Annotated in this window: 6 protein-coding genes; 2 read left to right on the forward strand and 4 right to left on the reverse strand. The window is 71.1% G+C overall.

The features are described from left to right. Nucleotides 1-68 precede the first annotated feature (68 nt). The 3 genes from ACFY32_RS31895 to ACFY32_RS31905 form a co-directional block, all read right to left on the reverse strand. Entirely contained in the window at nt 69-5,021 is a 4,953-nt protein-coding gene (locus tag ACFY32_RS31895) for an NAD-glutamate dehydrogenase (RefSeq protein ID WP_359202931.1), read from the reverse strand. Nucleotides 5,022-5,660: 639 nt separating this feature from the next. After that, entirely contained in the window at nt 5,661-6,326 is a 666-nt protein-coding gene (locus ACFY32_RS31900; RefSeq protein ID WP_359202934.1) for an HAD family hydrolase, read from the reverse strand. Nucleotides 6,327-6,360: 34 nt separating this feature from the next. Beyond that, nucleotides 6,361-6,876 carry a DUF6912 family protein gene (locus tag ACFY32_RS31905; protein WP_359202937.1) on the reverse strand — a complete coding sequence of 172 codons (516 nt, stop codon included), beginning with the start codon at nt 6,874-6,876 and terminating at the stop codon, nt 6,361-6,363. Between the two features lie 334 nt (nt 6,877-7,210). Between ACFY32_RS31905 and ACFY32_RS31910 the strand changes: the two genes are divergently transcribed. Next, on the forward strand, nt 7,211-8,041 hold the full coding sequence (locus ACFY32_RS31910) for an Rv3235 family protein (RefSeq protein WP_390676133.1): 831 nt from the start codon (nt 7,211-7,213) through the stop codon (nt 8,039-8,041). A 98-nt stretch (nt 8,042-8,139) separates the two neighbouring features. Here the strand turns inward: ACFY32_RS31910 and secA are convergent, their stop codons facing one another. Then, nucleotides 8,140-10,959 (reverse strand): preprotein translocase subunit SecA, encoded by a 2,820-nt coding sequence (gene secA, locus ACFY32_RS31915; RefSeq protein WP_359202943.1) that lies wholly within the window; start codon nt 10,957-10,959, stop codon nt 8,140-8,142. A gap of 313 nt (nt 10,960-11,272) precedes the next feature. Here secA and ACFY32_RS31920 point away from each other — a divergent pair, with 313 nt between their 5' ends. Next, on the forward strand, nt 11,273-11,842 hold the full coding sequence (locus ACFY32_RS31920; RefSeq protein ID WP_390676134.1) for a GNAT family N-acetyltransferase: 570 nt from the start codon (nt 11,273-11,275) through the stop codon (nt 11,840-11,842). The last annotated feature ends 108 nt before the right edge of the window (nt 11,843-11,950 follow it).

Genomic DNA, 11,950 nt, shown 5'->3' on the forward strand with positions numbered 1-11,950 from the left:
ACTTTATCCGCGACGGACCGGATGATCCCGAATGTCGCCGATGTCCGTATGGTGAGGGCGGACGGCCGTTACGAGTGCGTCCGCAGCAGCGTCCGCATCGTCCGCATCGCCACCGACAGATTGGCCAGATCGAACGAGTCCGAACTGCGGATCTCCTCCAGCGTGGCGCGGGCCCGCGCGAGGATCGCCGCGTTCTTCTTCTCCCACACCTGGAACCGCTGTTCCGGCGTCGCCGTGCCGTTGCCCGCCGCCAGCACGTCGGCGGTGAGCGCGGCGTGCGCCGCGTACAGGTCCTCGCGGATCGCCGCGCGGGCCATGGACTGCCAGCGGTCGGCGCGCGGCAGCTCGCTGATGCGGTCCATGAGCTGGGTGATGGTCAGCCGGTCGGCGAGGTCGTAGTACACCTCGGCGACGTCCAGCGGCTCCTTGCCCGTCCGGTCGGCCACCGACACGATGTCCAGCGTCGGGAAGGCCGAGGAGAACCCGGCCACCCGGGTGGCCACCTCGTCCGGGACGCCGGCGGCGGTCAGCTCGTCGTGGATCTGCTGGTACCACTCGGCGTCCGCGCCGCGCAGCAGCTTCGGCAACTGGGACCAGACCTGCTCGACCCGCTCGGTGAAGAACTCGACCGTCTCGGCCAACTGCAGCGGCTGCGGCCGGTTGTTGAGCAGCCAGCGCGTGCCCCGCTCGACCAGCCGGCGCGAGTGCAGCCGGATGCGGGTGAGGACGGCCGCCTCGACCTTGTTGTCCAGGCCCTCCACCGCGTCCCACACCGCGTACGAGCGGAAGATGGCGCGGGCCGCGGTCTGCGCCCGCACGATCTCCTCCAGCGAGGCACCGGTCTCCTCGCGCAGCCGGTGCAGATACGTCGTACCGCCCGTATTGACCGTGTCGTTGACCAGCACCGTCGTGGTGATCTCGCGGCGCAGCGGGTGGGCGTCGATCCGGTCGGCGAACTGCTCGCGCAGCGGGGCCGGGAAGTAGGCGTGCAGCAGCCCCTTCAGATACGGGTCGTCGGGCAGCGAGGTGTGCAGCAGCTCCTCGGCGACCGTGATCTTGGTGTACGCCAGCAGCACGGCCGTCTCGGGACCGGTCAGCCCCCGCCCGTTGCTGAGCCGCTCGCGGATCTGGCGGTCGGTGGGCAGGAACTCCAGCGCCCGGTCGAGGTGGCCCGCGCGCACCAGGTGCTTCATGAAGCGCTGCTGGGCGTGGAGCATGTCCTTGGACTGGGCGAGGGCGTTGGCGATCGCGGTGTTCTGCGCGTAGTTGTTCCGCAGGACCAGGCGGCCGATCTCGTCGGTCATCCGGGCGAGCAGCTTGTTGCGCTGCTTGACGGTCATGTCGCCGTCCGTGACCAGCCCGTTGAGCAGGATCTTGATGTTGACCTCGTGGTCGGAGGTGTCCACGCCCGCGCTGTTGTCGATGGCGTCGGTGTTGACCCGGCCGCCCCGGGCGGCGAACTCGATCCGGCCGAGCTGGGTCAGGCCCAGGTTGCCGCCCTCGCCGACGACCTTGACGCGCAGGTCCCCGCCGTCGACGCGGATGGCGTCGTTGGCCTTGTCGCCGACGTCCCCGTCGGACTCGGTGGACGCCTTGACGTACGTCCCGATGCCGCCGTTCCACAGCAGGTCGACCGGGGCCTTGAGGATGGCCTTCATCAGGTCGGCCGGCGTCATCTTGGAGACCTTCTCCTCGATGCCGAGGGCCTTGCGGATGTGCGCGTTGACCGGGACGGATTTGGCGCTGCGCGGGAAGACCCCGCCGCCTGCCGAGAGCAGCGCGGTGTCGTAGTCCGCCCAGGAGGAGCGGGGCAGCTCGAACAGGCGGCGGCGCTCGGCGTAGGAGGTGGCCGCGTCCGGCTCGGGGTCGATGAAGATGTGCCGGTGGTCGAAGGCGGCGACCAGGCGGATGTGCTCGCTGAGCAGCATGCCGTTGCCGAACACGTCACCGGACATGTCACCGATGCCGACGACCGTGAAGTCCTCGCTCTGGGTGTCCGTGCCCAGCTCCCGGAAGTGCCGCTTGACCGACTCCCAGGCGCCGCGCGCCGTGATGCCCATGCCCTTGTGGTCGTAACCGGCCGAGCCGCCGGAGGCGAAGGCGTCCCCGAGCCAGAAGTTGTACGTCTGGGCGACCTCGTTGGCGATGTCCGAGAAGGTCGCGGTGCCCTTGTCGGCGGCGACGACGAGGTAGGTGTCGTCCTCGTCGTGCCGGACGACGTCGGCGGGGGGCACGACCTCGCCCGCCACCATGTTGTCGGTGATGTCGAGCAGCGCGGAGATGAACGTCCGGTAGCTGGCGACGCCCTCGGCCAGCCAGGCGTCGCGGTCGGCGGACGGGTCCGGCAACTGCTTGGCGACGAACCCGCCCTTGGCGCCGACCGGCACGATGACGGTGTTCTTCACCATCTGCGCCTTGACCAGGCCGAGGATCTCGGTACGGAAGTCCTCCCGGCGGTCGGACCAGCGCAGTCCGCCGCGGGCGACCTTGCCGAAGCGCAGGTGGACGCCCTCGACGCGCGGCGAGTACACCCAGATCTCGAACGCCGGGCGGGGCGCCGGCAGGTCGGGGATGGCCTGCGGGTCGAACTTCATGGAGACGTAGTCGTGCGGGCGGCCGCCCGCGGCCTCCTGGAAGAAGTTGGTGCGCAGCGTCGCCTTGATGACGGTGAGGAAGGCCCGCAGGATGCGGTCCTCGTCGAGCGAGGCGACCTGGTCCAGGGCCGCGTCGAGTTCCTCCAGCAGGGCGTCGACGATCTCGCGCCCGGCGCGCTGGCGGTCGGGCGACATCCGCGCCTCGAACAGGGAGACGAGCAGCCGTGTGGTGTGGACGTTGTTGCGGAGGGTGTCCTCCATGTAGTCCTGGCTGAAGGTGGACCCGGCCTGCCGCAGGTACTTGGCGTACGCGCGCAGCACCATCGCCTGCCGCCAGGTCAGCCCGGCGCTCAGCACGAGGGCGTTGAAGCCGTCGTTCTCCGCCTTGCCGGTCCAGGTCGCGGCGAACGCGTCCTGGAACCGCTCCCGGGCGTCGTCGCCGAGGTAGTCGGCGGCGCCGCCGCCCAGTGTCTTCGGCATCCGCAGGCCGAAGTCGTAGATCCACGCGGTGGTGCGGTCGACGCAGCGCAGTTCGTACGGCCGCTCGTCGGTGACCTCGACGCCGAGCCGGCTGAGCACCGGCAGGACCTGCGAAAGGGAGACCGAGCCGCCCTTCTGGTAGATCTTGAACCGGCGTTCCTCGGGGGCGGCGCCCACCGGCTCGTACAGGCTGAGCGCGAAGGTCCGGTCCTCGCCGATCCCTTCCAGGTTGCCGAGGTCGGCGACGGCCGAGCGGGGGCTGTGGTCGGCCTTGTAGCCCTCGGGGAAGGCGCTGCCGTAGCGGCGCAGCAGTTCGGCGGAGCGCTCCTCGCCGAACTCGGCGTTCAGCGCCTCGGCGAATCCGTCGGCCCAGGAGCGGGCGGCCTCCACCAGGCGGGCCTCGATGCGCTCCCGGTCGGCGTCGGACAGCTCCGACAGCTCGGTGCCCTGCGGGACGCGGACGACGAAGTGCAGCCGGGAGAGGATCGACTCGGTGTTCCAGGCGGTGAAGTCGACGCTGATGCCGCCGAGTTCCTCCTTGAGGATGTCGATGATCCGCAGCCGGACGCCGGTGGTGTAGCGGTCCCGGGGGAGGTAGACCAGCGCGGAGTAGTAGCGGCCGTACTCGTCCTGGCGCAGGTAGAGACGCAGACGGCGGCGCTCCTGGAGGTAGAGCACGGAGGTGGCGATGGCCCGCAGCTCGTCGACGGGCGTCTGGAACAGCTCGTCGCGCGGGTAGGTCTCCAGGATCTGCAGCAGGTCCCGGCCGTCGTGGCTGTTGGGCGAGAACCCGGCCTGCTCCAGCACCTCCTCGACCTTGCGCCGGATGACCGGCACCCGGCGCACGGACTCGGTGTACGCGGCGGAGGAGAACAGGCCGAGGAAGCGCCGCTCCCCGACCACGTTGCCCTCGGCGTCGAACTTCTTGACGCCGACGTAGTCCAGGTAGGACGGCCGGTGCACGGTGGCCCGGCTGTTGGCCTTGGTCAGCACCAGCAGCTTGTGCTCGCGGGCCTTGGCGCGGGCGTCGGCGGGCAGCCGCTCGAAGGACGGGCTGACGGGGTGGCTGTCCTCGCCGGCGTGGGGCGGGTCGAAGCGCAGGATGCCCAGGCCGGTGCCGGGGACGGCGGCGAGGGAGTCGTCGCCGCGCAACTGGTACTCGCGGTAGCCGAGGAAGGTGAAGTGGTCGTCGGCCAGCCAGCGCAGCAGCTCGCGGGCCTCCTCCACGTCCTGGGCGCGCAGGTCGGCGGGGGCGGGCTCGGCGGGCAGGCCCTCGGCGAGGCGGACTGCGGCCTCGCGCATCTTGCCCCAGTCCTCGACGGCCTCACGGACGTCGGACAGCACGCGCAGCAGATCGGCGGTGATCTGCTTGAGGTCCGCGCGGTCGGTCTCGCGGTCGATCTCCACGTGAATCCAGGACTCCACGTGCGCGTCGTGCGGCAGTTCGCCGTGGGCCGGGCCGGGCAGCACCTCGATGAGCTTGCCGGTCACGTCGCGCCGCACCACGAACTGCGGGTGGACGACGACGTGGATGCCGCGGCCCTGCCGGGTCAGCTCGTTGGTGACGGAGTCGACGAGGAAGGGCATGTCGTCCGTGACCACCTCGACGACGGTGTGGCTGCACGTCCAGCCGTTCTCCTCGACCGTCGGGGTGTGCACCCGCACGTTGGCCGTGCCCTGCGGGCGGTTCTCGGCCAGCCGGTAGTGCGAGACGGCGGCTCCGAAGACGTCGACCGGCTCGCGGTCGCCGAGGTCCTCCGGGGCGGTGTGCAGGTAGTAGCGCTGGAGGAACGCGAACACGGATTCACGGTCCTGGGCTCCCGGGGTCTCCGGAGTGCCCTCGCCCGTCGTCCCGGTCGGTAGGTGTCCCCCGACCGGGCTGTTCTCAGCTACCCGGGCGGCCCTGTCGAGCAGCTCGGCCTTTGCTTCGTCCAGCTTGGTCTGCATTGTCCTCTGGCTCCTGTCGCGCGCCGTTGCGTGACGTAGAAGGAAGTACGGTCTCCTGCCTTCCGACGCGACGCCGAGACGCGGGGTGTCCGGTCTGCTCCGACGCTATGCCGCAAGGTGAGATGAGCGGGGGCATATCAGCCATGTTCGACGCGTCCGCCGGGTGTGACGCCGCTCTCGTCGGTGTCATCGTCCGGGGGAGGTGCGGCGCCCCGGGGAACTTCGCTGCCCCGTCCCGCCCGCGAGGACCAGCGACCGCCGCCCGGTCACGGATGTGGTCCGTGCGCTCCGGGCGCGGGGCGGGGGCACGGGTGCCCCCGCGAACTATCGCGCTGATCACGCCATAAGGCTATCGCCCCTCACAGGGTGGCCGTCATGAGCCGTATGTGTACAAAACCGGGAGTGGAACTTTGACGTTCTGCACAGCGACACACAGAGACGGACACGGGTGGTGAACCGAGGAGGAACACGGGCGGCGAGCCGGGGAAGGACGCCCGGACGCCGGACCGGGCACGCGGGACACCCGGACGCCGGGCCGGGCACGCGGGACGCAGGACGCCCGGACGCCGGACCGCGCGGGATGCCCGGACAACGGGCCGCGCGGGATGCCCCGACGAGGGCCGCGCGGGGCGCGTCCGCTCAGGCCGCCAGTCTCGCGGCCTCCTCGACCGCCTCGGCCAGCGTGTCCACCACCGGCGCCCCGGTCCGCTCCAGGCTCGCCCGGCTGTGCGAGCCGCCGGTGTAGAGGACGGCCTGTGCCCCGACGTGCCGGGCGGCCAGCGCGTCGTCGGCGGCGTCCCCGATCACCACCGTACGGCCGGGCTCGACACCGCAGAGCGCCGCGAGGTGACGCGCCATGTGCTCGGCCTTGCCGCCGCCGGAGGGTCCGGTCCGTCCGTCGACCCGTACGAAGTGCGTCGCTATCCCGAAGCTGCTGACCAGCGGGACCAGTTCCTCATGGCCGTAGAGACTGAGGATCGACTGGCTGCGCCCGGCCGACCGCCACCCCGCGAGCAGCTCCGCCGCCCCCTCGGCGAGGCCGCACCGCACCCGGTGCTCGGTGTAGTGGCGGTGGAAGGTCTCGTCCATGACCTGCCACTCGGCGTCGGTGGGCAGCCGGCCCAGCAGCCGCTCGTAGAACTTCGGCACCGGCACGCAGTACAGCGCCCGGTACCGCTCCAGCGTGATGGGCGCCAGGCCCAGCTCAGCGAAGGCCGCGTTCGTCGCCCCGATGACCGCGTCGTTGTCGTGGAACAGCGTGCCGTTCCAGTCCCAGACGATGTGCGCTCCTGTCCGCATCCCCATGCCGAGAACGTACCCGCCGCCACTGACAACCGGGTCAGCCGGCCGGCCCCACGAGGTTGGGGATCTCCTGCGTGGCGTACCAGAGCAGTTCGTGGTCCTCGGCGCCGTCCACCACGAACTGGGCGTCGTCGTCCCCGCCGTCCGCGGCCGGCAGCGCCTCGGCGGCGGCGGTCACGTCCGGTTCCGCGTCGGCCGAGTCGACGTGCACCGAGGCCGCCTTGGCCAGCGCCACGGCGCCGGTGACCCGTACCTCGCCGAGCGCGGCGGGGTCGAGTCCCCGGCCGGGGTCGGCCGAGGCCGCGCCGTCGGGGACGTCGACGGCGACCACGACCCGGCGCCGGGGTGCCGCGGCGTCCGCCGCCAGCAGGCGCAGCGAGGCCAGGGCGGCGCGGCTGAGGGCGGCGTACTCCAGTTCCTCGATGTCGTCGGAGAGGTACCACTCGCGCAGGGCGGGCGTCACGGCGTAGGCGGTGAGCGGTCCGGTCCCCAGTTCCCCCGTCTTGTGCGCCTCGGCGAGACCGGGGAGGGTCAGGGGGACGTAGACGCGCATGGCAAGCCGCTTTCGTGGTCGGGTCGGCTCCGTCAGGCGAAGCTTCGGACGAGTCCTCAGGATACGTGCGGGGGGCGCGACGGGGTTCCCCCATCGGGTTCCTGTGGATGACGCCGAAAGCGTCCACCTCACGCCGGGGATTCACCCGGCCCGCCCCCGCGGCGGCCGGGCCGGTCATGGGCCGCGTCCCCCGGATAGGTGAACTCCGTCGGCCCCGCGCCACGTCCGGCGCCTGCTTGCTTCCCGGCTCCCACTGCCAGTACAAGATCCGCAAGCACTGAAGTTACTGCCCGGTAGATTCGGGCCGCCGAACGGGGATCACATGCACAAGGTCATGACCAGGGGGCAGCACCGCCGCCCCGGCTCCCGCCCGCCCAGCCGCCACGACTCCCGCCGCCCGGCCGGCACCCCCTCACGGGGCCCCGACACCTCCCGCCCCGCCCCGGCCGGGGACCACCCGGCAGACCCCCCACCGCACGCCCCGGACCCAACCCGGAACGCTCCGGCCGACGCCCCACCGCACGCCCCGGACCCGGCCCCGTCCGCTCCGGCCGAGGGCCGCCCCGCCGGGTCCCCACCCGGCGGTCCCGGCGGTCCGCGCACCCGTCCCGCCGACGACCACCCCACCGGAGTCCCGCCGCGAACCCGTGGCGTCTCCCGCCCGGCCCCCGCCCAGGCCCGTCCCGCCGGCCCTCCGCCGCGCGGCCCCGGCGCTCCCCGCACCGCCTCCGCCGAGGGCCGCCCCCCGCGCCCCCCGGCTCCCGCCGCGCGCACCCGTCCCGCGGACAACCGGCCGCCGACGGCCTCGTCCCCCGTCCCGCGGGGCGCCTCCCGCCCGCTTCCCGCCGACGTCCTGTTCGCCGAGCGGCTGCTCGCCGTGCTCAGCGGGCAGCGGCCCGTGCACTCGATGCTCCGGCACACCGCCGGCCGGGCCTACGACGACCTGGCCCGGCTCGCCGAGCGGGGCCCGCTGCGCACCCGCGGCGCCCACCCCGTGCTGCGCGACATCGGCTACTTCGAGCCGCGTCCGGGGGCCGTGGAGGTCTTCGCCCGGATCGGCGCGGGCGACCAGTTGCGGGCGATGGCGTTCCGGCTGGAGCGCGGCCGGGACCTGCGCTGGCGCTGCACCGCCGTGGAACTGGGCGGCGCCGGGCGGGACGCTTGAGACCCCCCGGACAGGCCGAAGGGCCGGGACACCCGCGGGTGTCCCGGCCCTTCGCCGACCGTCCTGCCGCCGCTACCGCGCGGCGGGCGACCGCGTCGTCACTTCTTGCGGCGCCGGCCGCCCTTGGCCTGCTTGCGGCGCTCCGCACGCGTGAGACCGTCCGACGGGGAGCGCACCGGCTCCTCGTCCTCGTCGGTGACGTCCCGCTCGATGATGCCGCCCTCGCCGTCCACGGTCGGCGCGGACAGGTGCAGGTTCCGCCGCTGCGGGGCGTCGAGGCCCTTGGCGCGGATCTCCGGGCGTCCGCCCGCCTGGGCGGGCACCTGGTCCTGCGCGCCCTTGTCCAGGGACGGCTGCGCGTCCTCGACCGGGACCTCCTCGACCTGCTGCTCGACCTGGACCTCCAGGTTGAACAGGTAGCCGACGGACTCCTCCTTGATGCCCTCCATCATCGCGGTGAACATGTCGAAGCCCTCGCGCTGGTACTCCACCAGCGGGTCCTTCTGGGCCATGGCGCGCAGGCCGATGCCCTCCTGGAGGTAGTCCATCTCGTAGAGGTGCTCGCGCCACTTGCGGTCCAGGACCGACAGCACGACCCGGCGCTCCAGCTCACGCATGATCTCGGAGCCGAGCTGCTTCTCCCGCGCCTCGTACTGCTCGTGGATGTCGTCCTTGATGGACTCCGCGATGTACTCGGCGGTCAGACCGGCCCGGTCGCCGGCCGCCTCCTCCAGCTCCTCGACGGTGACCTTCACCGGGTAGAGCTGCCGGAAGGCGCCCCACAGCCGGTCCAGGTCCCAGTCCTCGGGGAAGCCCTCGGCGGTCTCGGCCTGGACGTAGGCGTCGATGGTGTCGTCCATGAAGTGCTGGATCTGCTCGTGCAGGTCCTCGCCCTCCAGGACGCGGCGCCGCTCGCCGTAGATGACCTCGCGCTGGCGGTTGAGGACCTCGTCGTACTTCAGGACGTTCTTACGGGTCTCGAAGTTCTGCTGCTCGACCTGCGACTGGGCGGACGCGATCGCGCGGGTGACCATCTTGTTCTCGATCGGCACGTCGTCCGGCACATTCGCCATGGACATCACGCGCTCGACCATCTGGGCCTTGAACAGGCGCATCAGGTCGTCGCCGAGCGAGAGGTAGAACCGGGACTCGCCGGGGTCGCCCTGACGGCCGCTGCGGCCGCGCAACTGGTTGTCGATACGCCGCGACTCGTGCCGCTCGGTGCCCAGGACGTAGAGGCCGCCGAGCGCCTCGACCTCCTCCTTCTCGGCCTTGACGGCCTCCTCGGCGCGCTCCAGCGCGGCGGGCAGGGCCGCGGCCCACTCCTCGATGTGCTCCTCGGGGTCGAGGCCGCGCTGGCGCAGCTCCGCCTCGGCGAGGTCCTCGGGGTTGCCGCCGAGCTTGATGTCCGTACCGCGGCCGGCCATGTTGGTGGCGACCGTCACGGCGCCCTTGCGGCCGGCCTGGGCGACGATCGTCGCCTCCCGGTCGTGCTGCTTGGCGTTGAGCACCTCGTGCTGGATGCCGCGCTTGGACAACTGCTGCGAGAGGTACTCGGACTTCTCGACCGAGGTGGTGCCGACCAGGATCGGCTGCCCCTTCTCGTGCTTCTCGGCGATGTCGTCGACGACCGCCTCGAACTTGGCGACCTCGGTGCGGTAGATCAGGTCCGACTGGTCCTTGCGGACCATCGGCTTGTTGGTGGGGATCGGGACCACGCCGAGCTTGTAGATCTGGTGGAACTCGGCGGCCTCGGTCATCGCCGTACCGGTCATGCCGGAGAGCTTCTTGTAGAGGCGGAAGAAGTTCTGCAGGGTGATCGTGGCGAGGGTCTGGTTCTCGTCCTTGATGTCCACCCCTTCCTTCGCCTCGATCGCCTGGTGCATGCCCTCGTTGTAGCGGCGGCCGGCGAGGATACGGCCGGTGTGCTCGTCGACGATCATGACCTCGCCGTCGATGACGACGTAGTCCTTGTCCTTCTTGAACAGTTCCTTCGCCTTGATGGCGTTGTTCAGATAACCCACCAGCGGCGTGTTGACCGACTCGTAGAGGTTGTCGATGCCCAGCCAGTCCTCGACCTTGGCGACGCCGGACTCGTGGATGGCGACGGTGCGCTTCTTCTCGTCGACGTCGTAGTCGCCGGTCTCCTCCTGGCCCTTGAGCGGGTTGCCCGGCTCACCCCGCTTGAGGCGCTTGACCAGCTTGGCGAAGTCGCCGTACCACTTGGTGGCCTGGTCGGCCGGGCCGGAGATGATCAGCGGCGTACGGGCCTCGTCGACGAGGATGGAGTCGACCTCGTCGACGATGGCGAAGTTGTGGCCGCGCTGGACCAGTTCTTCCTTGGCCCACGCCATGTTGTCGCGCAGGTAGTCGAAGCCGAACTCGTTGTTCGTGCCGTACGTGATGTCACACGCGTACATCTCGCGGCGCTGGGCCGGCGTCATGTTGGCGAGGATGCAGCCGACGTCGAGGCCGAGGAACTTGTGGACGCGGCCCATCATCTCGGAGTCGCGCTCGGCCAGGTAGTCGTTGACCGTGACGATGTGGACGCCTTCACCCGAAAGCGCGTTCAGATACGCGGGGAGCGTGCCGACGAGCGTCTTGCCCTCACCGGTCTTCATCTCGGCCACGTAACCCATGTGCAGCGCGGCGCCGCCCATCAACTGGACGTCGTAGTGACGCTGGCCGAGGACGCGCTTGGCGGCCTCGCGGACGGTGGCGAACGCCTCGGGCAGCAGGTCGTCCAGGCTCTCGCCATCGGCGTACCGCTGCTTGTACTCATCGGTGAGGGCCCGCAGCTCGGCGTCGGAGAGGTCGACGAAGTCCTCTTCGATGGAGTTGACCTGGTCCGCGATGCGGTGCAGCTTGCGCAGGATCTTGCCTTCGCCTGCACGCATGATCTTCGAGAGGACGGACACGGGGGTTGGTCTCCTTGCCGGTCGGGCCTGGGACGGTCGTTTTCCATTTGGACGTGACGGAGCAACGGCCATCGTATGCGAGGACCCCGCCACCCCGGGAGGGCTGCCGCGACGGCGACCTCCGCCACTGTCCGCCGCTTCCAGTCTGCTCCATGCGCTTCCACTGATCTGCTCCACGCGCTTACACACAGGACAACGTCCGGCGCCTGCGGATGGTGCCGCCGGCGAGGGCGGAACAAGCGGACGGTGATCTTTCGCTCACGCAGGGGCAGGGTGATGGCGCGCGGCCGGGCCCGGCGAGCAGAATCGGCCGATGGAACCGCACACGCTCACCACCGACCGGCTGCTGCTGCGCACGGTCGGCCCCCAGGACACCGACGCCGTGCACGCCGCCTGTCAGGACCCCGACATCCAGCGGTGGACCACGGTCCCCTCTCCGTACTCGCCGGAGCACGCGCGTGGCTTCACGGAGCAGATGGTCCCGGCCGGCTGGGCGAACGGCACCATGCTCACCTTCGGCGTCTTCCTGCCCACCGGCGACCTGGTGGCCATGCTGGGCCTGACGATGCTCTCGCTCGGCGCCGCCGAGATCGGTTTCTGGGGCACCAAGGAGCACCGCGGCCGGGGCTACGTCACCGAGGCGGTACTCGCCGTCTCCCGCTGGGCCTTCACCCGGATGTCCCTCGACCGCGTGGAGTGGCGCGCCGAGGTCGGCAACACGGCCTCCCGCGCGGTGGCCGAACGCGCGGGCTTCACCATGGAGGGCACCCTGCGCTCCGCGATCGACAACAAGGGCGTACGCCGTGACTGCTGGGTCGGCTCCCTGCTGCCGTCGGACCTGGGCCTGCCGTCGACGGCGCCCTACCTGCCGGCACGGCCGTGACCGCGCGGCCCGCCCCGTTGATGCTCCTATTGCTGTCAAGCGGTTTGCAGCCAGTCGCGGTAGGCGTAGGTGAGGTCGTCGTCTCTGCTGAGACCTCGTTCGAGTCTG

Origin of the sequence: Streptomyces sp. NPDC000134 (genome assembly GCF_042899225.1) — a bacterium.
In the GTDB taxonomy this organism is placed as follows: Bacteria; Actinomycetota; Actinomycetes; order Streptomycetales; family Streptomycetaceae; genus Streptomyces.

Excerpts from the sequence above, each read along its gene's own strand:
- ACFY32_RS31895 (WP_359202931.1), bottom strand. The coding sequence starts at position 5,021 with ATGCAGACCAAGCTGGACGAAGCAAAGGCCGAGCTGCTCGACAGGGCC.
- ACFY32_RS31900 (WP_359202934.1), bottom strand. The coding sequence starts at position 6,326 with ATGGGGATGCGGACAGGAGCGCACATCGTCTGGGACTGGAACGGCACG.
- ACFY32_RS31905 (WP_359202937.1), bottom strand. The coding sequence starts at position 6,876 with ATGCGCGTCTACGTCCCCCTGACCCTCCCCGGTCTCGCCGAGGCGCAC.
- ACFY32_RS31910 (WP_390676133.1), top strand. The coding sequence starts at position 7,211 with ATGACCAGGGGGCAGCACCGCCGCCCCGGCTCCCGCCCGCCCAGCCGC.
- ACFY32_RS31920 (WP_390676134.1), top strand. The coding sequence starts at position 11,273 with ATGGAACCGCACACGCTCACCACCGACCGGCTGCTGCTGCGCACGGTC.